Origin of the sequence: Shewanella sp. Pdp11 (genome assembly GCF_002838165.1) — a bacterium.
In the GTDB taxonomy this organism is placed as follows: domain Bacteria; phylum Pseudomonadota; class Gammaproteobacteria; order Enterobacterales; family Shewanellaceae; genus Shewanella; species Shewanella hafniensis.
The window spans coordinates 1884326-1911302 of record NZ_CP015194.1; the positions used below are offsets into that span (position 1 = coordinate 1884326).

Annotated in this window: 24 protein-coding genes; 19 read left to right on the forward strand and 5 right to left on the reverse strand. The window is 42.3% G+C overall.

The genetic code is table 11. From position 1 onward, the window contains the following. Positions 1-55: 55 nt before the first annotated feature. Positions 56-322 (reverse strand): 30S ribosomal protein S20, encoded by a 267-nt coding sequence (rpsT, locus tag AYJ58_RS08345; protein ID WP_006080633.1) that lies wholly within the window; start codon positions 320-322, stop codon positions 56-58. A 252-nt stretch (positions 323-574) separates the two neighbouring features. Here rpsT and murJ point away from each other — a divergent pair, with 252 nt between their 5' ends. The 12 genes from murJ to AYJ58_RS08405 all read left to right on the forward strand — a co-directional run bounded on the left by murJ (position 575) and on the right by AYJ58_RS08405 (position 14342). Continuing rightward, the gene (murJ, locus tag AYJ58_RS08350; protein WP_106649738.1) at positions 575-2134 is read left to right on the forward strand and encodes a murein biosynthesis integral membrane protein MurJ; all 1560 of its coding nucleotides are present in this window, start codon (positions 575-577) and stop codon (positions 2132-2134) included. 65 nt (positions 2135-2199) lie between these two features. Further along, on the forward strand, positions 2200-3135 hold the full coding sequence (gene ribF / locus AYJ58_RS08355) for a bifunctional riboflavin kinase/FAD synthetase (protein ID WP_106649739.1): 936 nt from the start codon (positions 2200-2202) through the stop codon (positions 3133-3135). 32 nt (positions 3136-3167) lie between these two features. Continuing rightward, positions 3168-5990, forward strand: coding sequence for an isoleucine--tRNA ligase (ileS, locus tag AYJ58_RS08360; RefSeq protein ID WP_106649740.1), 2823 nt, complete (start codon positions 3168-3170; stop codon positions 5988-5990). A 9-nt stretch (positions 5991-5999) separates the two neighbouring features. After that, positions 6000-6515 carry a signal peptidase II gene (lspA, locus tag AYJ58_RS08365; protein WP_106649741.1) on the forward strand — a complete coding sequence of 172 codons (516 nt, stop codon included), beginning with the start codon at positions 6000-6002 and terminating at the stop codon, positions 6513-6515. Further along, complete coding sequence (fkpB, locus tag AYJ58_RS08370) at positions 6512-6934, forward strand: FKBP-type peptidyl-prolyl cis-trans isomerase (protein ID WP_006080638.1); 423 nt, start codon at positions 6512-6514, stop codon at positions 6932-6934. The genes lspA and fkpB overlap by 4 nt, the downstream gene beginning before the upstream one ends. Before the next feature lie 28 nt (positions 6935-6962). Beyond that, the gene (gene ispH / locus AYJ58_RS08375) at positions 6963-7892 is read left to right on the forward strand and encodes a 4-hydroxy-3-methylbut-2-enyl diphosphate reductase (protein ID WP_198555675.1); all 930 of its coding nucleotides are present in this window, start codon (positions 6963-6965) and stop codon (positions 7890-7892) included. A gap of 209 nt (positions 7893-8101) precedes the next feature. Beyond that, complete coding sequence (gene pilV, locus AYJ58_RS08380) at positions 8102-8683, forward strand: type IV pilus modification protein PilV (protein ID WP_106649743.1); 582 nt, start codon at positions 8102-8104, stop codon at positions 8681-8683. Positions 8684-8706: 23 nt separating this feature from the next. Next, positions 8707-9690, forward strand: coding sequence for a PilW family protein (locus tag AYJ58_RS08385; RefSeq protein WP_106651781.1), 984 nt, complete (start codon positions 8707-8709; stop codon positions 9688-9690). A gap of 12 nt (positions 9691-9702) precedes the next feature. Further along, positions 9703-10134 carry a pilus assembly PilX family protein gene (locus AYJ58_RS08390; RefSeq protein ID WP_106649744.1) on the forward strand — a complete coding sequence of 144 codons (432 nt, stop codon included), beginning with the start codon at positions 9703-9705 and terminating at the stop codon, positions 10132-10134. 2 nt (positions 10135-10136) lie between these two features. Further along, positions 10137-13646 carry a pilus assembly protein gene (locus AYJ58_RS08395; protein ID WP_106649745.1) on the forward strand — a complete coding sequence of 1170 codons (3510 nt, stop codon included), beginning with the start codon at positions 10137-10139 and terminating at the stop codon, positions 13644-13646. Positions 13647-13653: 7 nt separating this feature from the next. Beyond that, entirely contained in the window at positions 13654-14046 is a 393-nt protein-coding gene (locus AYJ58_RS08400) for a type IV pilin protein (protein WP_106651782.1), read from the forward strand. Then, positions 14043-14342, forward strand: a complete 300-nt coding sequence (locus tag AYJ58_RS08405) for a TapY2 family type IVa secretion system protein (protein WP_106649746.1) — start codon at positions 14043-14045, stop codon at positions 14340-14342. The genes AYJ58_RS08400 and AYJ58_RS08405 overlap by 4 nt, the downstream gene beginning before the upstream one ends. A gap of 4 nt (positions 14343-14346) precedes the next feature. On the opposite strand, the gene AYJ58_RS08410 is transcribed toward AYJ58_RS08405, so the two are convergent. Together AYJ58_RS08410 and AYJ58_RS08415 are read right to left on the reverse strand one after the other, a co-directional pair. Further along, a complete protein-coding gene (locus AYJ58_RS08410; protein ID WP_106649747.1) occupies positions 14347-14877 on the reverse strand; it encodes a GspH/FimT family pseudopilin in 531 nt (176 codons plus the stop codon). A 180-nt stretch (positions 14878-15057) separates the two neighbouring features. Beyond that, positions 15058-15570 (reverse strand): GspH/FimT family pseudopilin, encoded by a 513-nt coding sequence (locus AYJ58_RS08415; RefSeq protein ID WP_106649748.1) that lies wholly within the window; start codon positions 15568-15570, stop codon positions 15058-15060. 243 nt (positions 15571-15813) lie between these two features. On the opposite strand from AYJ58_RS08415, the gene glnB reads away from it, so the two are divergent. Together glnB and AYJ58_RS08425 are read left to right on the forward strand one after the other, a co-directional pair. Beyond that, complete coding sequence (gene glnB, locus AYJ58_RS08420; RefSeq protein ID WP_028760911.1) at positions 15814-16152, forward strand: nitrogen regulatory protein P-II; 339 nt, start codon at positions 15814-15816, stop codon at positions 16150-16152. 185 nt (positions 16153-16337) lie between these two features. Next, on the forward strand, positions 16338-17627 hold the full coding sequence (locus AYJ58_RS08425; RefSeq protein ID WP_106649749.1) for an NAD(P)/FAD-dependent oxidoreductase: 1290 nt from the start codon (positions 16338-16340) through the stop codon (positions 17625-17627). Positions 17628-17676: 49 nt separating this feature from the next. Here the strand turns inward: AYJ58_RS08425 and AYJ58_RS08430 are convergent, their stop codons facing one another. Further along, positions 17677-18693, reverse strand: coding sequence for a LacI family DNA-binding transcriptional regulator (locus tag AYJ58_RS08430; protein WP_106649750.1), 1017 nt, complete (start codon positions 18691-18693; stop codon positions 17677-17679). Positions 18694-19121: 428 nt separating this feature from the next. Here AYJ58_RS08430 and AYJ58_RS08435 point away from each other — a divergent pair, with 428 nt between their 5' ends. The 5 genes from AYJ58_RS08435 (at position 19122) to AYJ58_RS08455 (ending at position 25817) form a co-directional block, all read left to right on the forward strand. Further along, on the forward strand, positions 19122-21818 hold the full coding sequence (locus tag AYJ58_RS08435; protein ID WP_106649751.1) for a TonB-dependent receptor: 2697 nt from the start codon (positions 19122-19124) through the stop codon (positions 21816-21818). Between the two features lie 61 nt (positions 21819-21879). Next, complete coding sequence (locus AYJ58_RS08440; RefSeq protein WP_106649752.1) at positions 21880-23409, forward strand: tryptophan halogenase family protein; 1530 nt, start codon at positions 21880-21882, stop codon at positions 23407-23409. A gap of 26 nt (positions 23410-23435) precedes the next feature. Beyond that, positions 23436-23810, forward strand: a complete 375-nt coding sequence (locus tag AYJ58_RS08445; RefSeq protein ID WP_198555639.1) for a hypothetical protein — start codon at positions 23436-23438, stop codon at positions 23808-23810. Positions 23811-23869: 59 nt separating this feature from the next. After that, positions 23870-25483, forward strand: a complete 1614-nt coding sequence (locus tag AYJ58_RS08450) for an IS1634 family transposase (RefSeq protein ID WP_106649753.1) — start codon at positions 23870-23872, stop codon at positions 25481-25483. Further along, a complete protein-coding gene (locus AYJ58_RS08455; protein ID WP_106649754.1) occupies positions 25455-25817 on the forward strand; it encodes a putative 2OG-Fe(II) oxygenase in 363 nt (120 codons plus the stop codon). The genes AYJ58_RS08450 and AYJ58_RS08455 overlap by 29 nt, the downstream gene beginning before the upstream one ends. A 135-nt stretch (positions 25818-25952) precedes the next feature. On the opposite strand, the gene AYJ58_RS08460 is transcribed toward AYJ58_RS08455, so the two are convergent. Then, positions 25953-26864 carry a sulfite exporter TauE/SafE family protein gene (locus AYJ58_RS08460; RefSeq protein ID WP_106649755.1) on the reverse strand — a complete coding sequence of 304 codons (912 nt, stop codon included), beginning with the start codon at positions 26862-26864 and terminating at the stop codon, positions 25953-25955. Positions 26865-26977: the final 113 nt, after the last annotated feature.

The window sequence follows — 26977 nt, forward strand, 5'->3', positions numbered from 1 at the left end:
TTCAGATATAAAAAAACCGGCAATTGCCGGTTTTTTTCATTTGCTATTTTGTAGATTAAGCAGCGATTGCTTTGATCTTAGCGTTCAAACGTGCCTTTTGACGAGCGGCTTTATTCTTGTGAATAAGACCTTTAGTCGCCATACGGTCAACGATTGGTTGTGCAACAGCAAAAGCTTCTGCTGCTGTTTTGTGATCGCCTGCTTTAATTGCAGCGATTACTTTTTTAACGTATGTACGTAACATTGAGCGACGGCTGGCGTTATGCTGACGACGCTTTTCAGATTGAAGCGCGCGCTTCTTTGCAGACTTGCTATTAGCCAAGGTGCAACTCCTAAAAACTGGATTTGATACTTTTAAAGGCCGAGGAATATGCCTGCATTTAGTCACTTTGTCAATGACTATGATTGAATATTCATCATAAAGATAAATTAATCCAACCTGCCTTGGCTATCTTCGACCCAACTCGTGTAATATGTGGCGCAATTCTAGCAGCTATTACCGCAGTGTGACAGAGCCTGAATCGATTTTTTGAGATGTATCACCTAATCAATTCGATATGGGTCTGGGGGACGTTTGAGTAGAAAATTATTAAAATCTGGTCTGATTGTTAGTGCTATGACATTGATATCCCGTGTGTTAGGCCTTGTTCGGGACGTCGTTGTTGCTAACTTGATGGGGGCTGGGACAAGTGCCGATGTGTTTTTCTTCGCCAATAAAATTCCTAACTTTTTACGTCGTTTGTTTGCTGAAGGGGCTTTTGCACAAGCCTTTGTGCCTGTTTTAACTGAGTACCAAGAGAAACATACCGCGGAAGAAACCCGTGACTTGCTGAGTAAAGTCGCTGGCACATTAGGTTTGCTGGTGACGATTGTGACGCTTGTAGGCGTGGTGGCTTCGCCTGTGTTATCAGCCTTATTTGGCGGTGGTTGGTTTATTGCTTGGCTCAACAATGAGCCCGATGGCGCTAAATTTGAGCTCGCTACCGTAGTGCTTAAGATTACTTTCCCTTATTTGTGGTTTATCACCTTTACCGCATTGGCTGGATCGATTTTAAACACCCGAGGCCGATTTGCCGTCTCGGCGTTTACCCCTGTATTCCTTAATGTGGCGATTATTTCCGCGGCCATATTTTTTGCGCCAACATCGACTCAACCCGAAATCACCCTTGCTTGGGGCGTTTTTTGTGGTGGATTAATCCAGTTCTTATTTCAAATCCCTTTTTTGCTGCGTGAAAAAGCACTCGTTAAACCTTCTTGGGGCTGGCACCACCCAGGCGTGGTGAAAATCAGAACCTTGATGATCCCGGCGCTATTTGGCGTGTCGGTTTCGCAGATTAACCTGTTATTTGATACCTTTATCGCCAGTTTTTTGATGACGGGCTCGATAAGCTGGCTCTACTATGCCGACCGTTTATTGGAGTTTCCCCTAGGATTGTTTGGGATCGCGATTGGTACTGTTATTTTGCCTGCGCTGTCACGAAACCATGTGAATGCTGAAGGTGCGGGCTTTGGCTTGACGATGGATTGGGGAGTTAAAGCGATTTTACTGCTAGGTCTACCAGCCATGATGGGGTTGATCGTGCTCGCCAAGCCTATGCTGATGGTGTTATTTATGCGCGGCGCTTTTTCGATGCATGATGTTGAAATGGCTTCTTATAGTTTGATGGCTTACGGTAGCGGTTTACTCAGCTTTATGTTGATTAAAGTTCTCGCACCAGGTTATTACTCCCGCCAAGATACCAAAACACCGGTGCGTTATGGCATTATCGCCATGATCACCAATATGGGATTTAACTTATTGTTTGCTATTCCTTTTGGATATGTTGGTCTAGCAATTGCGACTTCAATGTCAGCATTGCTCAACGCCACTTTGCTTTATCGAGGATTACATATCGCCGGCGTTTATCGCGTTTCTAGGCCGACTATGGTGTTTTTTGCTAAAGCCGTGGTCTCTACTGCCTTGATGGTGGTAGTCTTGTATTACTTTTTACCTTCGCAACAAATTTGGTTAGATTGGCATTTGTTCGAGCGTGCAAAAGCCTTGATAGGCTTGATTTTAGCGGGGGCAGTCAGTTACTTGTTGGGACTGCTTTTGCTCGGAATTCGTCCTTGGTCAATTAAACGGGGAGTTTGATTGCTGATTCTCATCGCTAGCTGTTATATAATCAGCCGATTTGCGCTTGGCAGTTGTCTAAAGTTATGGAATTAATCCGCGGTATACATAACATTTTGTCATCCCACCACGGGTGTGTATTGACTATAGGTAATTTTGACGGCGTCCATCGTGGTCATGCACAAGTGATTGCGAACTTAGTGCAGAAGGCGAAGCAGTTATCGCTGCCATCTACTTTGATGACGTTTGAACCTCAGCCGCAGGAATTATTTAGCGGCGACAATGCGCCAGCTCGTTTAAGTTTATTACGTGATAAAGTCATGTTGCTCGATGAACTAGGGGTCGAACGGTTAGTGTGCGTTAACTTTAATCGCACTTTTGCCAATCAACCCGCTGAGCATTTTATTGAAGAATTGTTGGTCCGTAAACTCGGTGTTAAGTACCTAGTGGTCGGCGATGATTTTTGTTTTGGTCAGGGCCGTAAAGGCAATTTTGAGATGCTAGTGCAGGCGGGTATCCAATATGGCTTTACTGTGGTCAGCACCCAAAGTTTTATGCTGGGCTCGCAAAGAGTGAGCTCGACTGCCGTGCGTGAACAATTGGCTAAGGGTAATCTTGAGCAAGCAAGACGCTTGCTCGGTCATCCTTTTACCTTGAGTGGTCGTGTCGCGCATGGGCAAAAAATTGGCCGCACCATTGGTTTTCCCACAGCCAATATCGCCTTAAAACGCAATGTTGTGCCGGTACGCGGTGTGTTTGCGGTCAAGTGTTATTGGGATAACAGCGATATTTATGAGGGCGTAGCCAATATTGGGTTCCGTCCGACAGTGAACGGTCAAGTGTGTCAGCTTGAGGTGCATCTTTTTGATTTTGAAGGTGACATTTACGGCAAACATGTTGAGGTCGAGTTGGTGGCTAAACTCCGTGATGAGCAACCTTTTGACTCATTGGATGCGCTTAAGCAACAGATTTTAAATGATGCAAATGAAGCCAAAGCTTTATTTGGTAATGATGCAGGCTGAAATTTATCAGTTTAATTAACGGTATAGGATCAATGAGCGACTATAAATTTACTTTGAATTTGCCGGAAACAGAGTTTCCGATGCGTGGTAATTTGGCAAATCGCGAGCCAGAGATGTTAGAGCGCTGGACAAAAGACGGTTTGTATCAGCAGATCCGTGATAGCCGAATTGGCCGTACTCCCTTCATTTTGCATGACGGCCCACCGTATGCAAATGGCAGTATTCATATTGGTCACTCAGTCAATAAAATCCTCAAGGACATTATTGTTAAGTCAAAAACCCTATCTGGTTTTGACGCACCGTATGTGCCAGGTTGGGATTGCCACGGTTTACCTATTGAGCTGAAAGTTGAGCAAAAAGTGGGTAAGCCTGGTCAAAAAATCTCTGCGGCAGAATTCCGCGAAGAATGCCGTAAATACGCCGCCGAGCAAGTAAACGGCCAACGTGAAGACTTTATCCGTTTAGGTGTATTGGGCGACTGGCACAATCCGTACCTGACGATGGATTTTTCAACCGAGGCTAATATCGTACGTTCTTTATCGAAAGTGATTGAAAGTGGTCACTTACATAAAGGCGTAAAGCCAGTGCATTGGTGTACTGATTGCGGTTCTGCCTTAGCTGAAGCTGAAGTGGAATACGAAGACAAAACCTCACCTGCTATCGATGTGGCGTTTGTGGCGGCGGATAGCAATGCCGTTGCGGCTAAGTTTGGGGTAAGCGATTACTCACATCCTGTTTCTATGGTGATTTGGACTACCACACCATGGACGCTACCAGCGAACCGCGCCTTGTCTTTAAGTCCTGAGCTGGATTACAGCTTAGTTGAATTCGAAAAAGACGGTGTGACGCAAGCACTTATTTTAGCTGAAGTCTTGGTTGAATCTTGCCTGACTCGCTATAACATCGAAAGCCATACAGTGCTTGGTACAACCAAAGGCGTCGCGCTTGAGCTTGTCCGCTTTAATCACCCGTTCTTGGATTTTGATGTGCCTGCAATTTTAGGCGATCACGTCACTACTGATGCGGGTACTGGTATCGTTCACACAGCCCCAGGTCACGGTCAAGACGACTTTGTGGTTGGTCAAAAATACGGTTTAGAAGTGGCAAATCCTGTTGGCGACAACGGTGTGTACAAGCCTGATACTGAGTATTTTGCTGGCCAACATGTCTTTAAAGCCAACGATAACGTGGTTGCTTTATTGAGAGAAAAAGGCGCATTGCTGAATCACGTGGCTTACCGCCATAGCTACCCACATTGCTGGCGTCACAAAACACCGATCATCTTCCGTGCAACGCCGCAGTGGTTTATCTCTATGGATAACCATGGTCTGCGTACGCAAGCATTGAAAGAAATCGAACAGACTCAATGGATCCCTGATTGGGGTCAAAGTCGTATCGAAAAAATGGTTGAAAACCGCCCTGACTGGTGTATTTCACGCCAACGTACTTGGGGTGTGCCTATCACGTTGTTTGTGAATCGTGAAACCGAAGAGTTGCACCCAGATAGCGTGTCGCTAATGGAACGCGTGGCGAATCGTATCGAACAGCAAGGTATTCAAGCTTGGTGGGATCTCGATGCCGCCGAATTGTTGGGTGATGAAGCTGAGCAATATCGTAAAGTCACTGATACTCTGGACGTTTGGTATGACTCAGGTTCAACCTTCTCGTCAGTGGTTGCGGCTCGTCCTGAATTCCACGGACACGGCGTTGACTTATATCTTGAAGGTAGCGACCAGCACCGTGGCTGGTTTATGTCGTCTTTGATGATTTCAACCGCGATGAATGGCAAAGCACCTTATAAGCAAGTGCTTACCCACGGTTTTACCGTCGATGGTAAAGGCCGCAAGATGTCAAAATCTATCGGTAACGTGATTGCGCCACAAACGGTAACCAACAAATTAGGCGCCGACATTCTGCGTTTATGGGTTGCGGCAACAGATTACAGCGGTGAGATGACGGTTTCTGACGAAATCTTAAATCGCAGCGCCGATGCCTATCGTCGTATTCGTAACACTGCCCGCTTCCTATTAGCCAACTTGAACGGTTTCGATCCTGCTAAGGATTTAGTTGCTGTTGAAGATATGGTGGCGTTAGACCGTTGGGTTGTGCGCCGCGCTGCTGCGCTGCAACAGGAAATTATTGAAGCCTATGAACAATATAACTTCCATATTGTGACTCAAAAACTGATGCAGTTCTGCTCGGTTGAGTTAGGCAGTTTCTATTTGGACATCATTAAAGATCGCCAATACACGGCTAAGCAAGAAGGTCATGCGCGTCGCAGCTGTCAATCGGCTTTGTATTTGATCTCTGAGGCCATGGTGCGTTGGATTGCACCAATTCTAAGCTTCACTGCTGACGAAGTATGGCAATTATTGCCTGGCGAGCGTGATGCCTATGTCTTTACCCAAGAATGGTATCAAGGCCTGAAATCAGTCACCTTAGCGACGGATTTGAGCGACGATTATTGGCAGCAACTGCTGACCGTGCGTAATGAAGTCAATAAAGTGATTGAACAAGCGCGCCGTGATAAACGTATTGGTGGTTCACTAGAAGCGGAAGTGACCTTGTTTGCCGATGCAGCTTTGACTGAGCAATTAACCCATATCGGTGATGAGCTCCGATTTGTGTTATTGACCTCTGAAGCCAAAGTCTTGCCTTTAGCGGATGCGACATCGGAAGCGGTTGAAACTGAGCTTGAATCACTGAAACTAGTCGTTGCATCAAGTACTGCACAGAAGTGTGAGCGTTGTTGGCACCACAGAGAAGAGGTTGGCACCATTGATGCCCATCCAACACTCTGTACTCGCTGCGTAACAAACATTGAAGGCGACGGCGAAGTTCGTCTGTTTGCGTAAAGGAACTGTATGCCATTAACTTGGAAAGACAGTGGCTTACGTTGGTATTGGGTAGCTGTATTGGTGTTTTTCGCCGATCAGCTATCTAAACAATGGGTCTTAGCCAATTTTGATTTGTATGAATCAGTGAATTTATTGCCTTTCTTTAATTTCACTTATGTACGTAACTACGGGGCGGCCTTTAGTTTTTTAAGTGACGCCGGTGGTTGGCAGCGTTGGTTATTTACGATTGTAGCGGTTGGATTCAGTACTTTATTAACAGTGTGGTTGCGTAAGCAATCTGCTTCTTTGTTGAAACTGAATCTGGCTTACACCTTAGTGATTGGTGGTGCTCTCGGTAATTTAGTCGACAGATTAATGCACGGTTTTGTGGTTGATTTTATCGACTTTTTTTGGGGTAAAAGCCACTACCCAGCTTTCAATATCGCTGATTCGGCGATTTGTATTGGTGCTGCGTTGATCATTTGGGATGCATTTTTAAGCGGTAAATCTGAAACAGATAGCGCCGAAGGGGTTAAGAAGTGACTGTGACGCGATCTTTACTATGCCATATGAACATTGTGCTTTCTGATGGTTCAACCGCAGACAGCACTAAAGCTTCGGGTAAACCAGCTCGATTAAATGTGGGCGACGGTACGTTAAGTCCTGCATTTGAGGCACAATTGGCAACACTTGCTGAAGGCGATAAACACAGTTTTACCCTTGAAGCGATTGATGCCTTTGGTGAATCAAATCCTGATGCTATTCACTATCTAGACAGAAGCCGTTTTCCGGCAGACATGAGTTTAGAAGCTGGCGTGATTGTCAGTTTTGCAGGCCCAGGTGGCAGTGAAATCCCGGGGATTGTCCGTGATGTCGCGGGTGATTCCATCACAGTCGATCTGAATCATCCTCTGGCAGGGCACAAGATCACTTTTGAACTGGACGTAGTAAAGGTACTTTAAGATGAAACTCGATCCTACCAGCCCAAGTTTGAATATTATGCTCGCAAACCCACGCGGTTTTTGTGCGGGTGTTGATCGTGCTATCAGTATTGTCGAACGGGCGTTGGAATTGTTTTCACCGCCTATCTATGTTCGCCATGAAGTCGTACATAATCGCTATGTCGTGCAGAATCTGAAGGATCGCGGTGCGGTTTTTGTCGAAGAGTTAGATCAAGTGCCGGATAACAACATTGTTATCTTCAGTGCTCATGGTGTATCCCAAGCGGTGAGACAAGAAGCAAAGGCGAGAGGGTTGAGAGTTTTTGATGCGACTTGTCCCTTAGTCACCAAAGTACATCTTCAAGTGACGCGTGCAAGCCGTAAAGGTATTGAGTGCATCCTGATTGGACATGAAGGCCACCCTGAGGTAGAGGGGACTATGGGTCAATACGATAATCCTAACGGCGGCGTTTATTTAATTGAATCGCCTGCCGATGTGGATGCGTTAGAAGTGCGCGACCCTAATAATCTCTGCTTTGTGACCCAAACAACCTTATCAGTCGATGATACGTTAGACATTATTGCCGCGTTGCAAAAAAGGTTTCCTTCAATTGAAGGACCTCGCAAGGACGATATTTGTTATGCGACTCAAAATCGTCAAGATGCAGTACGTAATCTGTCTGCAGATGTGGATTTGTTTATTGTTGTCGGATCAAAAAACAGCTCTAACTCTAATCGGTTACGCGAGCTCGCATTGAAGACGGGAACCCAGTCTTACCTGGTAGATACTGCTGACGATGTTGAATCTAGCTGGTTCGATAATGTTTCGCGTGTTGCTGTTACCGCAGGCGCTTCTGCACCTGAGGTCCTAGTTCAACAAGTTGTCCAAGCAATTGCGAAACTTGCGCCTAGTGTGGTAACTGAGGTCGAAGGCCGTAAGGAAGACACTGTCTTTGCGGTGCCTGCTGAACTACGCTAAATCTATGTGCTGTTAAGTTATTAATAAAAAAGAGGCGCTAAGCCTCTTTTTTTATTGCCTCAAATTCATTCAAAGCATAATGATGTCAATGCTTATATGCTATTGTTACTGGCTACTTACATTTTACTCATCTATTATTAACTGTTGGTGTTTTTTGTCGTAAGACTAAGATTTTAAAAGGGTAAATAGCTGAAAAGCTTGTCAAAAATATGGCTAAATTCGAACGATTGACACAAAAGAAATTTCAACGAGGCTTCTCATTAATTGAGGTGCTTGTTGCATTAGTGATCTTAGTTATTGGCTTAATCGGTATTTTTAATCTGCATATCGTTGCAAAGCGTGGCAGCTTCGAGTCATTTCAGCAAACCCAAGCCTCTTATTATATTGATGATATTATTAATCGAATGAGATTAAATCGAGGGCAGTTAGCGAATTATGTTGGCACCTATAAAGGTAATTTAACTGCTCCGGAGAAGATTTGTGATGTTGGGGTCGGGCATGACGTAAATGACGTATGCTCAGATGTTCAGACTTCAGCTTCTGATTTGTATCAGTGGGAGCAGTTGTTTCTTGGTGCTTCAGAACAAGTTGGTGGTCATAATGTTGGCGGGTTAGATCTACCAACCGCTTGTATCAAGGCTTCTTTAGCTGGAGAGGTTACAGTTGTCATGAGTTGGCGAGGTATTCGAGCACTGAGTGACGGTGCAGCCAAAGCCAATTCATTCGTACAATCTTGTGGTACGAGTAGCGATCGTCGACGAGTTTTGACTATTACGACAATAATCCTTTAGGTGGAGTTGATTAAGTGAAGTTAATGCGTAAAGGCTTATCAAATCATGCAGGTTTCTCATTGGTCGAGTTAATGGTAGCCATGATCATTGGGTTATTTTTAACTCTGGGTGTATTTACCATGTTTAGTATGTCCTCCTCTAATGTCACCACTACGAGTCAATTTAATCAGTTGCAAGAAAATGGGCGTATCGCCTTAGCACTTATGGAAAGGGATATTAGCCAGTTAGGTTTCATGGGGGATATTACTGGCACAGAGTTGGTTAGAGGTGTAAATACAACATTGTTGGCTGCCATTATCCCTACTGGAGATGATTGTATTGGTGGTGGGATTAATAATGCATCGTTTCCTAATACAACCTCAAGCCATTTTCGTAAGCTATGGGGTTATGAAGCGGGTGTTGGAACAGAAAGCTTAGCGTGTTTAACTAATGTAGTTAAGAATACCGATGTAATACAAATCAAGCGTTTATCAGGCCCGCCTACGACTAATCCCAATGATGTTAATCGATACTATATTGGTGCAACGGCAAATCAAGCGATCATTTTTAGTGGTTCGCAACCCACACCTACATTGGACAATGGAAGATTTTGGGAATATGTCCATCATGTTTATTACATTCAAAATGATGGTTCGATACCGGTACTTCGTAGACGTTTATTATTAAATGGTGGAATGAATACCTCTGGTAGTTATGAGCAGTTGGTGGAGGGTATTGAAAATATGCGGATATTGTATGGTTTTGATAATGATGGTAATGATACAGCTGATATATTTATGCCAGCACAAAATGTCACTTCACTAATGTGGGATAACGAACAGTTTCAACGTTTAGTCGCTATTCGAATATTTCTTTTAGTACGTTCGACAGATGAAGATTCAAGTTATACCAATGACACGAAATATGTATTAGGTGACAAAAAAATTGCTGCAACTCAAGATCATTTTCGACGAAAAGTAGTCTCGACAACAATAGTTCTCGAGAATCCTGTATTAATTAGACAGTAACTGGGTTAGTTAATGAAAAAGCAGAAAGGGATAGTGTTATTTTTTTCTTTGATCGTACTGATACTCATGACTGTTATCGGAGTTGCTTTGGCTGTGAATTCGACTCAGTCAATACGAATGTCAGGCGCTGGGTCTGATCGCATTGGAGCTATGGCCTCAGCGATAGGTGCTCAAGATAAAGTAATCGTTTCTCAGCAAGGTAAAATCATGGCAAATATGTCAGCTGTTACTACAGTTGAAGATGCGGCTTTGGGTGTAATTAATACTTTCACCCCGATGGTTTCTGGTGATGTTACTTGTCAACGTAGTACAAAAGCAAGCTCTTCAAGTTTAATTATGTGTCGTCGTGTTGAAGTGAGTAGTGAAGCAAAGTTTGGCCGAGATGACATGGGGCGATTGACCGTTGTTGCTGGTATAGAGCAAGAAGTATTAACCGGGAGTTAATTATGTGGGCAAAAAAAATTACTGTTTCTATATTGTTTTGCATGGTTATTTTATCTGGGTTTAGCTTTGCGGACGATACCGAATTATATGTTTTCGAATCTACGGCACGTTCTGGTTCTCGTCCGCAAGTGTTAATTATTTTTGATACATCTGGAAGTATGGGAACTAATGAGTATACAGATACTTTTTATGAAAGGGGCGATGTAATCACTGATAGCACAAAACTCTATTTTAGTCGCAGTAGCTCGGATGTTCCTGAGAGTATTAGTCAGCGTTTTTTCATTAACTCACTAAATGGTTGTGCTACATCATTAGAATATTTAAAAGATTATGGCATGTTTACAGGCTTTCTGCGTGAGTATAGTTTTTCTGGTCAAACGGGGAGTTGGGAGGATTTGCCTATTGAAGGCACAAATATCCATGTTATCGACTGTTTTGAAGATATAGATGCTAAAAATATAAAAAATGCGAAAGGACAACCTTCCGGATTTCCTATAGACGGCGAAGGTTCTCAGGCATCTCCGGTGCCTTATGCCGTTCTAAATGCTAGCTCGACCCAAGAGCAAATTAATTTAGCTATAGATAAATCTAAATTAACAGCTCTAGGTACAGGTCAGCCTGTTACCATCTATACTGAAAAATATATTAATTGGTATCATTCTACTAAAATAAAAAAATATTACACACGAATGGCAATTGCGCAACGCGTTATGGGAGACACCATAGTTACGACTCCAGGAGTTGATTTTGGTATTGCCGTCTTTAACCGAAATAATGATGGTTCAGGTAGTGATTCAAATAATGGAGGTCGCATTATAAATGGAATAAAGCGAACTGATGAAACAACAAAGTCAACTTTACTTGATATTGTTCCTGATTTAGTCGCAGGGGGGAATACTCCATTGTGTGAAACACTCTATGAAGCTTTTAGTTATTATTCTGGTGGCAATGTTTTGTATGGTTATGAAAATAGAGATCCAAAATTAAGTCCTGGCCGTGATACTACTATTGAGAAAGATGGGAGATATAAATCACCACTATCATTGCAGAAGTGCCAGAATAAAGCTTATGTAGTTTATATGACGGATGGCGAACCTACATCTGATACTGCAGCAGATGGTTATGTAAAAAACTTTCCTGGTATTAGCAGTTCTAATCGATATGATAATAGTTATTTGGCAGCCCTTGCTGGGTGGATGAATAAAAATGATGTTAATAGTGAGATAGAAGACGTTCAAACTATTAGTACTTATACTATTGGTTTTAGCTCTGGCGCTAATGATGCTGAGCCTTTATTGAAAGAAACTGCGGCTCGAGGCGGTGGACAATATTTTGCAGCAAGAAATGCAACGCAACTACAAGCGGCACTTCAAAAGGTGTTTTCAAATATTCTTGAGGTGAATGCAAGCTTTACGTCACCATCGATCGCTAGCAATAACTTTGATCGTACTCAAACTTTCGATGCAGTATATTACGCAATGTTTTTACCAAATAAGGGGCCTCGTTGGCAGGGAAATCTTAAAAAATTCACGGTTACAGGAGATGGTGACATAGTTGATAAAAATGGCGACAAGGCTATTGGTTTAGATGGAAACATTAAGTCTTCTGCTTGTTCAATTTGGACCGATGATGCAATTTGTGCGTCAACAAGTGCGGGTGGTGATGGTAATGATGTTGGCTTAGGTGGTGCTTCACAGGTTTTAAGAGGTACCAGTAGTCGTAAACTTTATGGTAATTTTGGTTCTAGTTTAACGGATTTTACGAAAACAAATGCTGAAAATAAAGCCGGTGGTGAAACAGCTCTGGCTAATTATATTGGCGTTGAGAAGGCGCAACTGTCTAAGCTATTTGATTGGGCTAAAGGTGCGGATGTAGATGATGATGATGGTGATAACAGTGTAACAGAAAAACGTAAGGATATTTTAGGGGATCCGTTACATTCTAAACCACTCGCTATTAATTTTGGCACTAAGACATCTCCTGATATCCGTATTTTAATGGGGACCAATCATGGTTTCTTACATATGTTTAAAGATGAGGGAGCTGCTGTTAATGAAAGCTGGGCTTTTATGCCTTATGAACTCTTACCAAATTTAAGAGAATTAAGAGCAAACGTCCCAACCGGCGTTCATTCTGTATACGGGTTAGACAGTCCACCCGTTGCTTATGTTAAAACAGGCCCAACATCGGTTGAAAAGGCATGGGTATTTGTCGGTATGAGACGGGGCGGTAAGTCATACTATGCTCTGGATATTACGGCTCCTGACTCGCCTAAGTTTATGTGGAAGATCGATGCTGCGTCCTTAGGTATATCTGAAATGGGGCAAAGTTGGTCAAAGCCGGTAATTACAACGATTCCAGGCTGGCCATCAGGAAATACTAGCCCTTCAAGTGCTAAACCTGTACTGATATTTGGTGCTGGTTATACCCCTACAAAAAAAGATGGTAGTGGAGTGGGTGAGACTGATACAGAAGGGCGTGGAGTGTTTATCGTTGATGCTGAAACTGGAGCTTTAGTTCATTTCTTCGGACCAAGCTCTGGAGGGAACAGTACACTTATGCCAGGCATTACTGACAGTATTCCTAATTCTGTTGCTGTGTTAGATTCTAATGGAGACAGGCTAACGGATAGAATTTATGCTGCGGATACTGGTGCTAATATTTGGCGAATTGATTTACCGAGTACAAATCCAAAAGACTCTTTAAGGCCATGGACAGCCTTTAAATTCGCCGACTTAGGTGGGACTACCGTTGCAACGGACAGACGTTTTTTTGCCGAGCCTGTAGTAGCACAAACATCATTTAGTAATTTAACAGAGGTGTCAGTTACCGAAAATGGCCAAACAAAAATAACCAAAACTTATCAGAGTGTTCCATATGATGCTGTTGTTATTGGTAGTGGACATAGACCTATACCAACAGATAAGTGGCGCTCAGATATGTTTTTTACATTGCAAGATCGCAATGTAGTAACCAAGTCATTTAATGGAGCAAAGGGGAACGAAATTCCAAATGCTTTGGTCTTAAATGATTTATATAATGTATCTTCACCTCTTCCAGAAACTGACGTTGACAACATTGCTTTTGGTAAGAAACGTGGTTGGTATTATAAATTTGGAAGTATTGGTGAGAAGAGTTTAGCGGGTGCGACAATTATTCAAGGGAAGGTATTTTTTACTTCATATGTGCCTGGTGATAACTCAGCAGAGAATCAATGTTTAGTCTCTGGATTAGGGAGGCTTTATGGCTTTGGTTTGCATAAAGGGACTCGCTCTTACAAATCAATCAATAATAAAGATTATCTTGAAATGGGGGAGCGAGTACCAGATACCCCACAACTTGTTATTCCTCCTAATGGAGCAAGTGAAAGCTATATGTATCTTATTGGGATTGGTGCCGCTGGTGATAAAATGGAAAAGGTCGATGGCGATGACGGTTGTAAAGATGATGATGAAAAATGTGTTGGTGGCGGCTTAGGGGTTAATAGAATTTATTATCACATAGATGAGTAACTTAACTATGAAGCAAAGTGAAGGTTTTACGTTAATTGAGCTAATGATTGTAGTGGTTATCATAGGTATCTTAGCGTCTATTGCCTATCCATCTTATACTGCGTATCTTGCTAAAGGAGCTCGCGGAGATGGAATCGCTGCAGTTATGCGTATTGCTAATCTTCAAGAGCAGTTTTATCTCGATAATCGTGAATATACTGCGGATATGGTTAAGTTGGGTTTAAAATTGGACCCTTTTGTGGTTGAAAATCAACTTTATAAAGTGGATTCATCCGTAAGCTCTGGAGCGTTTACCGTTACTGCTACCGCTCAAGGTATTCAAGCATCTCGTGACGCGCCATGCGTGACAATATCCATGAATTCAATTGGTGAAAAAACGCCTAAGGAATGTTGGAAATGAAGAATTTAACGAGTGTTGTCGTTGTTGGATTGAGTTTTGTTACTGCTCATGCAATTGCAGGATCTTTAGATGAAACCTATAAATGTCATATTGATACCTCTAGAGGAGAGCAGATTGCTTATTTTAGTTGGCTAAAGGAGGAAGCGGACCTTAGAGCTGCAAGCCTTATATCTACTGAGGTAGGTATTCTCGATAATCAATCAGTTTATGTTAGAAATGTAATTGAGTGCATTCCTGACTATCGAGATTTTAAATCACTAATCGCAAGAGGACTTGATAGAAAGCACTTAAAATAAATCGTTAATTGCAGTTAGCTGCTGTCGATGCTAAGGATTGTACTCGACCAGATGAACTTATTTGTATACCTTTTGATTGAGTACTTGTCTTACTACCTGGGCAGTAAATTATTTTTCCTGTACCTAATGAACCAACGATTAGGCCTTCAGTATTAAAACTAATTGAGGATTTATCATATTCAACATAATCTTTATCATTAAAACCATCAACTACTTTGATGACTTTATCGGTTCTACCATTTGTTGAATCAAGAGTGCCAAGCGTACCATTATCAATGAAGACTTTAAATCCTTTACTCCAATCATTATCACAGCTAGCACCTGATAGAGGACATATACTAACCGTATTACCGTAACTAACCGCTTGGTTGCGAGCAAACGATATTGACTCTTGTATACGTTCAATTTCAGTATTTGCTCTAATACCCTCGTAGAGTGATATCATCGACGGTACACCAATAGTCAGTAATATTGCTGCAACTGCGATAGTGACCATCAGTTCCACTAATGTAAAGCCCTGCTTTTTTTTACGCATACGATCATCCTCGCTTATTCTTTGTGAAGTATAAGCGAGAATGTTGCTAGTTTCAGCATAAATAGATAAGTCATTTTATAATCAATCTTTTGACTTTTTTGACTATAACTTTTAGAAAGATATGTTGTTTGCGATATTTTTAAAGGATTAGTCTAATTTAATCATTTTCCTCTTATTCGATTATGAGCAATTTATATTACTGTTTTTTGATAGACGTACACGTCCAGCTTGATTAACAATAACAGCTCTAGAATAAGGGCTTGTGACTGATGAGGGACAATATTTGAGTGTTCCATTTGTACCAGATGCCAGCCCGTCAGGCTGAAACCGGATTGCTGTACGATTGTATTTAACTATGTCTTTCGAATCAAAAGCATTTGTCATATAGAGTATTTTATCGCTGTCATCTAGTTGACCATTCTTGTTAGTGTCAATGAATACTGTTAGTCCAACTTGCCAATTTTGTACGCATTTTTCATCGATAACAGCACATGCTGTCACTGTTCTGTTAAGGGTAATTGCTTGGTTACGTGCAAACTGTAGCGTTTGTTGGATGATGCGTATGCTGCTATCAGCTCTATATTGGGTATAAACATCAGTTAAGGATGGTATTCCGCCTGTAAGTAAGATCGTTAAGATGGAAAGTGAAGTCATAAGTTCTATTAGGCTAAAGCCTTTTTGATGAGTTTTCATAACAAATCCTTGTTATTTTGCGCTTGCATCCCGCGAGCGAGTGTTTGTTTTGGCTAGAATGTAATTATAAAATCTTACGTAACAGTTGTAGTGCTTTTTTTAGACTATTACGTGCTAAAAGCGATTTTGTAGAAACTGTGTTTTATGAGTAAAGCACTACATTCTCTTCAATATTAACCTAACCCCGTGTAAGCTAGTGTTATTCTGTTTGTTTATGTTATTGCAAGGGACGAGGAATTTTTAATGAAAAAAGTTGAAGCCATTATTAAGCCATTTAAATTAGATGATGTGCGCGAATCACTTGCAGAAATTGGTATTACTGGAATGACGGTGCTTGAGGTCAAGGGCTTTGGTCGCCAGAAAGGGCATACAGAGCTGTATCGTGGTGCTGAATACATGGTGGATTTTCTGCCAAAAGTGAAAATAGAGTTAGTTATCCAGGACGATCTGCTCGATCAAGCAATTGATGTGATCGTTGAAACTGCCCGCACCGGCAAAATTGGTGATGGCAAAATTTTTGTCACTGATGTTGAACGTGTTATCCGTATTCGAACGGGTGAAGAAAACGAAGAAGCGGTATAAACTGCTGACTAACGAATCTAAAGGGCCTGTGGCCCTTTTTTGTTGGCTAAGCTGATGGAAGTACTGCTGAGTTTCTGAAATATCTTTAATGCAAAATCGTTAGTTTTACTGAACTAATGTAGTTATCTCTTATCTGTAACATGGTATAACTGAGCCTCGCAAATGAGTTTTATGAGGTTGTCATTTTGGCTACAAAAAGAATAGTGATCGTGGGTGGTGGTGCTGCAGGTTTAGCACTTGCCTCTAAGTTGGGCCGTAAATGGGGCGGTAGTGATGTCGTCGATGTGTGCTTAATTGACCGAAGTCCTATTCATATTTGGAAGCCTAAATTACACGAAGTTGCTGTTGGCGTGATCGACCAATCTATTGAAGGTTTACTCTACCGCGATCATGGGCTTAAAAATGGTTACCGCTATATTCGTGGTGAGATAGAGCAGTGCGACCCTGATGCCAAATCGATTCAATTAGCTGCCGTCTATAATGATGAAGGCGAGATACTGTTAGATCAGCGACAAATCGATTATGATTTTTTAGTCCTCGCACTTGGTGGTGTTTCTAATAGTTTCAATACATTAGGAGCTGATGAACACTGCATCTTCTTAGATAGCCTTGAAAATGCCAACCTATTCCATCATAAATTACTCGACGCATTACTCCAATTAAACGAAACACAAGAAAGAGTCAGTATTGGCATTGTTGGTGCTGGTGCGACCGGTGTTGAATTAGCGGCAGAACTTCATCATGTGATTGAATCTGTTAAAGAGTATGGCTATCTGAACATTGCTAAACATCACCTTGATGTGCATTTGATTGAAGCATCACCCAAAATTCTCCCCCAATTGCCTGAGCGTGTGAGTGCTAGGGCTCAGTCTGTTCTTGATAAAATAGGTATACGTTTACATATCGGTGTTCAAGTTAAAGAAGTGACTCGTGATGGTTTTATCACTCAAGATGGTGATGTCATTAAAGCGGGCTTAAAAGTTTGGGCGGCAGGTGTAAAAGGGCCGAAAGCGTTTCAGAACTTTACTAAATTGCCCATTACGCCGCGAAATCAAGTAGAAGTTGATGATTGTATGCGAGTTAAAGGTCATCAAGATATTTATGCCCTCGGTGACTGCGCCTTATTGATCCAAAGTTCCGGTCAGCCTGTCCCACCAAGGGCGCAAGCTGCAGCCCAGATGGCTGATACCTTGTTTGATAATATCGTTAATCGGTTACAAGGTAAGCCTGAAAAGGCTTTTGTTTATAAAGATTACGGCTCATTAGTGTCATTAAGCCGCTTCTCTGCAGTAGGCAATTTGATGGGAAACCTACGTTCTGGCACTTTCTTTGTAGAAGGGCATATTGCAAGATTGATGTATATATCTTTGTATCAAAGGCATTTAGCCAGTCTTTATGGTTGGTTTTCGGCAATTGTGTATCGAGTGGCGCAAAAATTATTGAAATGGCAGCGGCCAAAACTTAAATTACATTAATATCTATGTAATTTAATATGACTAAAAGAGAGCAAATATGCTCTCTTTTTTATGGTTTAGGAATAGCCGACGAGTCGCGAATGATAGGTTCAGGCGTAAAAGTCTTAGAATATATCGCATCTTGCTCGCGACGTTTTGCGATTAATAATTCTGTTGCGACTTGCGCTATTTCTGCGTTTGGCTGATGTACTGTGGTCAGTTTAGGCCAAGTTTGACGTGAGAATGGGCTATCTTCGAAACCGACAATCGATAAGTCTACAGGGATATCTAAGCCCGCTAAACGAGCCGCAAAAAGTGCACCAGCGGCAATTTCATCGTTACAAGCTACAATCGCAGTCGGACGATGTTCTAGTTTAATAAGCTTATTCGCACCGTCAACACCGGACTCAAATGAGTACTTCCCTTCAATTATGTAGTTTTCATCCAGTTTTAGACCATTTATTGTTAATGCTTGTTTAAAACCAAGTAACCGTTCTTTGGTGGATTCATGGTGTAAATCCCCACTTATAAAAGCAATATGCTGGTGGCCTAAGTCAATTAGATGCTGGGTGATTTCAACGGCACCAAATTTATCGTTGACTAAAATAGTCAATCCATTCTGATCCTTGTCCTTTTCACCTGCAATAATGCGCACATAGTTAGCATCAATCTCAGTAAGCGCTTTGAGTACTTTTGGATCTTCTGACAAGGGAGGCGTCAGTACTAATCCCGCTAGCCTAGAATATTTGACTAGTGCTGTAAGCTCATCACAAATGGTCTCTGATTTAGCATTACAAGGGTGGATGACCAGTTCATAGCCCTTGTCTTTACAGGCTGCCAAGATCCCATTTTGCATATCAATAATGTAGTATGCGTTTGGATTATCGTAAATAAAACCAATAGCATAGGATTTTGTGCCCGCAAGGTTTCTCGCTGCTAAATTAGGTTGATAGTTAAGTGCTTTTATCGCCTCGTTCACTTTGTCAACTGTGGCCTGCTTCACTGAAGGTTCGTTATTGGTGACACGGGATACTGTCTTAATAGACACTCCAGCATATTTAGCTACGTCGTTGATAGTGACTTTCATTGATGTAAAAACTCTTTGTCTAAGGTCGCGAAGGGTTAACTGTTCTATGAACGTAAATTCTTTGCCAGCAATTTACAAGTTTACATTTTTATCAGTATTTTCTTACTTATACGTCTTATAGTGCGAGCTTTTGATGTGCTTAGCAATCCTGAATTGTTACAAATTGGCGTTAATTTATCGTTGTTACAATTATGCTTGGAGTTGTAAATTTACGTCATAATATTAAAGCTCATGTTTTATAATGATTTTTAATAAAACTACTGATTCAAAATTCTGCTTTATGACATTTTTTTGCTTCCATCGTTATTTTGTTGTGGCAAGGCTGTTAATTATTGTGTAATGTTTGCACTAGACATGACAGCGTTGTCATTCCATCGGGAATGGTTATGAATACTAAAACGATAATAAAGTTATGGAAGGGAAACGAGATGCGACCATCTACCTTTAAGAAAACTGTACTAGCAACAAATATTGCTGTCCTACTCGGCAGTGCTGTATCCATCAGCGCTGTCGCTGCAGATGCAGCGGCAACCGCCGCCGTACCTGAAAATATTGAAAAAATTGAAGTTCGCGGTATTCGCGCTTCAAATAAAGCCAATATCAATGAAAAACGATTTTCTAACGCAGTAGTGGATGCTGTTACTGCGGAAGATATTGGTAAATTTCCTGATTCTGATGTTGGCCAAGCTCTCGGTCGCGTCCCTGGCGTAACTGTGGGGCGTACATTTGGGCAAGGTAGTTCAGTTTCTATCCGTGGTACCGATCCTTTAATGACTCTGACCACCTTAAATGGCCAGAATGTAGCATCTACTGGTTGGTACGATCAAATGAACGTCGACCGTTCGTTTAACTATTCTATGTTACCTTCGGAACTGATTGGTGGCATGGAAGTGTACAAGTCCACTCAAGCCAATCTTGTTGAAGGTGGTATTGGTGGTACGGTTATCGTTAAAACCCGTAAGCCTCTTGATATGGACGCTAATTCTGTATTTGTTTCTGCAAAGGGCGAATATGGCACTGTAAATGAAGATATAGCACCTGAATTATCTGGTTTGTATAGCTGGAAAAATGATGACGAGACATTTGGTGTCTTAGTTGCGGGTTCATATATTGATCGTGAGTATTTAAGGACTGGTACTGAAGCGGATTTAGATTGGGGTGGACGTTCTTCTGTTCAGCCATCTAGTTTCTTGCAGCAGCAAGAGCGCACTGCGCTAGATGCAACATTACAATTCCGACCAACTGATAATTTAGAATTTGGTGCACACGTACTATCACTGAAACTCGGTGCTGATAGTATTGGCGCTAACATGTATATTGAAACCGATACGAACTGGGCTGGTGCCCCTAAAGATGGCACAGCTGGACCAGGGAACACAACTAATCCGTCTGCATGTAAACAGTTCAATGCTGCTGGTGTTTGTACGTTAAGTGTCACACCTGAAAATGCACCATCAGATGTATTTTTCCAGAATTGGGCACGTAAAGGTGAAATGACATCTGATACTTTTGAGTTGAACGCTGACTATAAAGGTGATGGTTTCGCAATTTCAGGTGTTGCAGGAAGGACAAAAGCTGAAGGTGGTACTCAAATGAGTGCTAACTTTGGTTATGGTTGGTGGGGTGATAAGTTTGGCCAAGTTAAGTGGGCGGGTACTGTTGATGCTACAGGCAAACAGGTTGATATCAATGGTCGTGATATGGGCTTTACCCAAGACCAATTAGATACAACTGTGAGTACATCAACTTGGACGGGGATTAAAGGACCTAACTCTGACGAAGAAACTTATTTTCAGTTAGATGTTGATTTTGACCTTGACCTAGGTGTTATCAATAAGTTTGAAACTGGCGTTCGTTACACACAACATGAGTTTGAGAAAAGCGAATACCGCGCCATCTATGATCCAACCAAAACAAATGAATTTAAAACTTCAGACCTTTACAGTGGCACAATGAAGTTAGGTTATGACGGTTGGACGATTCCTAAAGCTGATCTAGACGCTATGATTAATGCCACAGAGTCTCTGGTTGATCAATTTGCCTACAGCCGCTCAGCCTATGGTTTGATCGAAGAAGATAACCTATCTATGTATGGTATGTTCTCGTTTGATGGTGAAGGTTTCCGCGGTAACTTTGGTTTACGTTATATCCAAACTGATGTCACTTCGAGCGGCCATGTGATTGATAACTCACCAGCGGATATCTTATCTGTTAACCAAGGTTGGAGTGAAGAGCTTCATAGCGTTAAAGACAGCTATAGTGATGTCTTACCGAGCTTCAACATTTCATTCGATTTAGCTCAGGATTTGATCTTACGTATGTCCGCAGGACAAGCTATTACTCGTCCTAACTATGATAATTTGTTCCTAGCAACTTTAACTGGATTCCCAGATGATCGTAAAGGGAATGAAGCTTTAACGAAAGGAACTCCAGGCTTAAAGCCGATGAAGTCCTCGCAGGCTGATTTGAGTCTTGAATATTACTATGGTGATGGCAATCTTGTTTCTGCTACATACTTTATAAAAGACATAAGCAATTTTATTGTCGCTTCGTCAGAGTTTAATCAATCCATTGGTATCATAAATAAGGATTTAGAGGTGCCAGCTGATAGTTGGACCGTTAATACCTATGAAAATGCCGGTGGTGGTGAGATCGATGGTGTCGAACTGCAGTTAAACCATGCATTTGATAACGGTTTCGGTGTTAATGCGAACTATACATATGCAGATGGTAGTGCACCTTCAGAAGTTTATACTGACAACATAGGTATGTTTACAGAGTCATCAAAGCATAGTGCTAACTTAGTCGGCTACTGGGAGAATGATGATTTCTCAGCACGTGCCGCTTATAACTGGCGTTCTGAGTACATGGTTCGTGAATATGGTAAGTATTACGGCAACCGTATGCATGATGCCTTTGGTACACTCGATGTGACTTTAGGTTGGAATGTGACAGAAGCTATTGCATTACGTCTTGAAATTGTTAACTTAACAGCTGAAGATGACGTTCAATATGGTGCTGCTGGCGTAGGTACTGAAGTTAAGCCTGCGCTTCAAGATGATTTCCCTGCATGGTCATTTAAAGGCGAAACGACATATAAACTTGGTGCTAGCTTTGTATTCTAACACTTTGTTGTAATTCAAAAGCCCAGTCTTGACTGGGCTTTTTTATAGGTAAACAAACACTATGAAAATCAAACGTGTTGCAATTATAGGAGGCGGAACAGCTGGATGGTTAGCTGCAAATCACCTTGGGGCTGAGTTGTGCCATGATCCTGAAATAGAGATTACTTTAATTGAGTCGTTAGATGTGCCAACAATCGGTGTCGGTGAAGGAAGTGTTCCATATCTAGCGAAGGGATTGAAGCGGTTTGGCATTTCCGAAGCAGAGCTATTGCTGGCTTGTGATGCGACTTTTAAGCAAGGAATCAAGTTTGTTAATTGGCTCGATAAAAACGTGCACGGAGACAACCATTACTATCATGCTTTCGATGCCCCTTACCCTGCAGGTATTGATGTCTCAAGTTACTGGGTTTCTCACGCGAGTCAACGTCCATTTGATGATGTTGGCATTCAGGCAAGGATTTGTGACTTAGGTTTATCCCCTAAGCTAAAAGGCTCGGGAGACTATGATGGGGCCCTATCTTATGCCTATCATTTTAATGCATTAAAGTTTGCAGGTTTATTAGCAAAGAACGCACAAAAAAAGTTTAATGTTAAGCATCAATTTGCCACTATTGTTGGAGTTGAGCAGGATCAATTTGGGCTGATTTCACATTTAATCACTGCTGATAATTCATCATTAGCTTTTGATTTTTATGTGGATTGTAGTGGTTTTTCTTCAATCCTAATCGATAAAGCACTGAAAGTCCCTTTCGAAAGTAAATCAAGTGAGTTACTGACTGATACTGTTTTGGTGCAGCAAGTGCCTCTGAATGCTAAAGAAAATATCAATCCCTATACAACTGCGACAGCCCATAAGGCAGGTTGGATATGGGATATTCCACTCACTACACGTCGCGGAACTGGCTTTGTTTACTCAAGTCGGCATATGAGTGATGAGGAGGCTTTAACGTTATATGCTGATTACTTACAAGTCGAAAAAGCTCAATTTAAGCCGCGGAAAATTCCGATGGAGATTGGTTATAGAAAGGAGTTCTGGCATAAAAACTGTGTTGCTTTAGGATTGGCCCAAGGCTTTGTTGAGCCACTTGAGGCGACATCTATATTAGTTTCCGATTTTTCTGCTGAACTGTTAGCTCGTCATTTTCCTCGAACTATAGAGGATATTAGCGTCTCTACTTCATATTATAATAGTGTTATTACGTATGTTTGGGAGCGTGTTGTTGACTTCATTAAGTTGCACTATTGTATTTCTGACCGGAAAGACTCATCATTTTGGTTAGATAATCAAAAAGAGGATACTGTTTCATTTGAGTTAAAACAGCGTTTAGCTAGATTCAAATTACGTCCTCCGCATCAGTCTGACTTTTTTAGTCGTTTTGATTTATTTGATCATAAGAATTTTTTGTATGTTTTATATGGAATGAAATTTAAAACGAATCATTCGGCTTTATCTCAGCAAGAAATTACACATTGTGAGAAACTTTTCTCTGATAATGATCTCTTAGTTGGGCGAGCTGAAACCTTACTCTTAAATCATAGAGACTGGCTAGAAGGATTAATGCGAGCATTTGAAGCTAAGAATCTTAAATAATAAGACTTTGGTAATGAGGGGGTAAAATGTTAGTGCCTGTATTTGAACAAGCTATTTGTGTGTTTGATTTCGACGAATATGATAGTTTTGAGGGGAAACGCGAAACATACAGTACACTTGAGTCGCTGTTTTCACTTCCTGCAGTGCTCAATGAAGGCAACGTTCCTGATGCGAAAGGTGGGCGGGCATTATCAACTGCACATCTTTATAAAAGCCATCCAATTCCACAATTATTAAACTTCAAAACTAATCCTTTAGGTGATTGGATTTTAAGACGTATATTTGAATCTGCTATTTTGTTAGGGTTTCAGAATACTCGAGATATTAAAAAGCTTAAGTATCACCGAACTTGGGCAAATAGGATGGAGTATCCGTCATTCCGCACCTCATTTGAGATTTAAAAAAACTTGACGGCGATCGGTCATTCTGATCTATTACTACTTTTTGCAGGTAGATCATTATGGCCACTCCCGCTATCTCTATTCGTAACCTCGATCACCTTGGCTTGGTTGCTGCACTCTGCCAAGAACTTGGCATTGCTCGCATGATTGATGCGGTGCTCCCCAAAACACCTCCCTACAAAGTCTCACATGGTGAAGCTTTGGTGGCGATGATATTGAACGGTCTGGGCTTTCATAGCTCCACCTTGCACATGTTTCCGCAATTCTTTGCCAACAAGCCTGTAGAGCGCCTGATTGGCCCTGGGATCTGTGCGGATGACCTCAATGATGATGTGCTCGGTCGCTGTCTCGATGCCCTCTTTGAGGCAGATGTGAGCATGCTTTATCAGGTGATGGCGGAGCAAGTCGTCGAGCGGTTGGGACTCAAAAGTACCGCAGTGCACCTCGATATCACCAGCTTCCACGTCGATGGCGCCTATGACCAAGCCGATGGCGAACAGCTCGGTAAGTTGCAATTGGTACGTGGCTATAGCCGCGACCATCGGCCCGAGCTGAACCAGGTTATCCTGGAACTTATCTGTGAAAATCAGGCCGGCCTGCCCATCTACATGCAGGCCTTGAGTGGTAATAGTAATGATACCAAGGCCTTTGCCCAGACCGTACGGCGCCACTTGAGCAGTCTCAAGGCCGCGCAGGAGAGTCGTTACCTGGTCGGCGATGCGGCACTGTACTGCGCCGATACTTTGCAACTGCTGGCGCAACAGCAGCAACTGTTTGTCACCCGGGTACCTGTCACGTTGAACGAGGCCAAGCAGGCCGTAGCAACAATCGGCGCGCAACCTCTGACTGCCTTGGGCAATGGCTATCATGGCCGTTGGCAAGGTGCCAATTATGCCGGCGTCGCGCAGCGCTGGTTGCTGGTGCGCAGCGAACAGGCCGGCCATCGCGAGCAGCAGACATTGGCCAAAAACCTGCTCAAAGACAGTACTCGCGAGCTCAAAGCCTTCGCCAAATTGTGTGCCCGACGCTTTGCTTGTGAGGCGGATGCCCAAGCTGAGTTGAGTCGTTTTACCGCCAGCTTGATGCTGCTGCAACTGGATGCCGAGGTGGTGAGTGAACCCGTTTATGCAGGGCGTGGCAGACCCAAGCGTGGCGAAGAGCCAATTGGCCATCAGTTTCAAATCCGTGGGTTGGCGGCAACTAGCCTGGCTTGCGTTGAAGAGGCTCGCAACCAGACCGGTGTGTTCATCCTGGCGACCAATGACCACAGCGATACGCTGACCATGGCCGAACTACTCGCCACCTATAAAGCGCAGCAGAATGTCGAACGAGGCTTTCGTTTTCTCAAGAGCCCGGAGTTTTTAACCTCCTCACTGTACCTGAAAAAACCGGAGCGGATTGAAGCGCTGCTGATGGTGATGACCTGTAGCCTGATGATTTATGCCGCGTTGGAGCACCGTATCCGGCAGGGATTAATGGAGCAAAACCGCAGCGTGGCGGATATGAAAAAGAAACCGACCCAGCAGCCGACGGCCCGTTGGATCTTTTTGCGCTTTGGTGGCATATATGAATATCGACAGGGAGACGCTCCGCCACAAGTAACGGAGCTAACAGGAGACCAGCAGATCATTTTGGAGGTATTGGGTGAACGCTATCGGCAAATTTATTCCTAAATTAGGTGCGGAATGTCGGGAGTATAATTGTGATGCAATTGCACATAGGCATGCAAATAACGACTGGACTATTCCTCATTTAGTTGCAATATATTATACCGATGTGCCAGATGAAAGTGCAGACTTGGTTTTTATTAATGATAAAGATAACAGCATTATGCGAGGTGAGCATTGTCACGAATACCCGGCTGAGAAGCAATATATTGTCAAATCAAAAACAGGTCGACTTGTTTGTCATGATGCAAGATTTTTACATGGAACAACTGTACACAAGAGCCACTTACCACGTACATGCTTAGTTATTGAAGTTGGCTTTCCACCATTAAATAAATAATGGTGTAATCAAACTTTATTTAATTTTCTTATTATAGAAAGTAGTATTTAAAATAATATAATTAAATTCTATCAGTAGGCATAGTGCTTTTTATTTAGTTTCATCGTCTATTTTAACTTTGTAGCATAAAAAATGTCACAGCATAACAATCCCCGTCAAAATGATCCAAATGGAGAAAAAGAGTTTTAATACTTTTACTGGGAGATATAGCGCTAATTTGCGAGCAAGTAATCCCCCGATAACGGCGCCCGGGCCTGCGAATAACACTAACTCAAAAAGGGCTTGGCTATTTGTTGAAAAGATATGAATAGGGCTTGCCGACCAAACGGTAATCGCAGAGACAACAACGCCGGTGGCGACTGCCATTTTGGCGCATAGTCCCCGTAACATCAGATAAATCACCACTAATTCTCCGACGCCTACCGATAACCAAGCTGTGATAATACCGCCGAAATAACCAATGAGAGCGAGCGATAGAAAATCAATCGGCATTATTGCGCGAGTTATTTGCGTACTACTTTTGCTACTGAGAATGATGGCAATACCGAGTATTATCGAGAAAATGCTGAAACTTGTGTGTAGTGAAGAGGGCGAATTGAACTGTAGTAATTGGCTACTCCAGAAACCTAATACTGAAAAGAAGGCGGCAAGTAATGCTGCTTTCACAAAACCAGACCAGGCGACATCTTCTCGGTGACGTTTTTGATAATGCAGTGACCATGAAATCGCGCCTGCTGTCATACCAAAGCATTGGATCATAAATGAAGTCGCGATGCTTTGAGACTCACTAAAGTTGAGGCTCGAAAAAACGGGAATAAAGATGACCCCACCGCCTGCTCCCGTCGCATTGGCAAATATCGCTCCTGTAATACCCAGAAAAATAAAGCGGCCATATTCTTGGATAAGATCAAATGGCGAATGAAAATGGCTCGCCCAAAATAACCAAACTCCACAAAGTAGCAATATCAAACTGAGGTTTCGGTAGTGCCGAGTTAAGCGCGGAGCAGATTGGGTATTACTGGGCACTAATGTGTTAAGGGGACTCATCGATAGCTACCGTGATCTTTGTCATGTTATCGCCATGTTACCAATGAAATACAACGTTGTCACATAAGCTTGAGTAAATAAATTAAACATTTTAAATCATTGAATAATAATGA

Coding starts and splice junctions, on each gene's coding strand:
- ribF (WP_106649739.1), top strand. CDS start 2,200: ATGGAATTAATCCGCGGTATACATAACATTTTGTCATCCCACCACGGG.
- ileS (WP_106649740.1), top strand. CDS start 3,168: ATGAGCGACTATAAATTTACTTTGAATTTGCCGGAAACAGAGTTTCCG.
- lspA (WP_106649741.1), top strand. CDS start 6,000: ATGCCATTAACTTGGAAAGACAGTGGCTTACGTTGGTATTGGGTAGCT.
- pilV (WP_106649743.1), top strand. CDS start 8,102: ATGGCTAAATTCGAACGATTGACACAAAAGAAATTTCAACGAGGCTTC.
- AYJ58_RS08385 (WP_106651781.1), top strand. CDS start 8,707: ATGCGTAAAGGCTTATCAAATCATGCAGGTTTCTCATTGGTCGAGTTA.
- AYJ58_RS08390 (WP_106649744.1), top strand. CDS start 9,703: ATGAAAAAGCAGAAAGGGATAGTGTTATTTTTTTCTTTGATCGTACTG.
- AYJ58_RS08395 (WP_106649745.1), top strand. CDS start 10,137: ATGTGGGCAAAAAAAATTACTGTTTCTATATTGTTTTGCATGGTTATT.
- AYJ58_RS08400 (WP_106651782.1), top strand. CDS start 13,654: ATGAAGCAAAGTGAAGGTTTTACGTTAATTGAGCTAATGATTGTAGTG.
- AYJ58_RS08405 (WP_106649746.1), top strand. CDS start 14,043: ATGAAGAATTTAACGAGTGTTGTCGTTGTTGGATTGAGTTTTGTTACT.
- AYJ58_RS08410 (WP_106649747.1), bottom strand. CDS start 14,877: ATGCGTAAAAAAAAGCAGGGCTTTACATTAGTGGAACTGATGGTCACT.
- AYJ58_RS08415 (WP_106649748.1), bottom strand. CDS start 15,570: ATGAAAACTCATCAAAAAGGCTTTAGCCTAATAGAACTTATGACTTCA.
- glnB (WP_028760911.1), top strand. CDS start 15,814: ATGAAAAAAGTTGAAGCCATTATTAAGCCATTTAAATTAGATGATGTG.
- AYJ58_RS08430 (WP_106649750.1), bottom strand. CDS start 18,693: ATGAAAGTCACTATCAACGACGTAGCTAAATATGCTGGAGTGTCTATT.
- AYJ58_RS08435 (WP_106649751.1), top strand. CDS start 19,122: ATGCGACCATCTACCTTTAAGAAAACTGTACTAGCAACAAATATTGCT.
- AYJ58_RS08440 (WP_106649752.1), top strand. CDS start 21,880: ATGAAAATCAAACGTGTTGCAATTATAGGAGGCGGAACAGCTGGATGG.
- AYJ58_RS08445 (WP_198555639.1), top strand. CDS start 23,436: ATGTTAGTGCCTGTATTTGAACAAGCTATTTGTGTGTTTGATTTCGAC.
- AYJ58_RS08450 (WP_106649753.1), top strand. CDS start 23,870: ATGGCCACTCCCGCTATCTCTATTCGTAACCTCGATCACCTTGGCTTG.
- AYJ58_RS08460 (WP_106649755.1), bottom strand. CDS start 26,864: ATGAGTCCCCTTAACACATTAGTGCCCAGTAATACCCAATCTGCTCCG.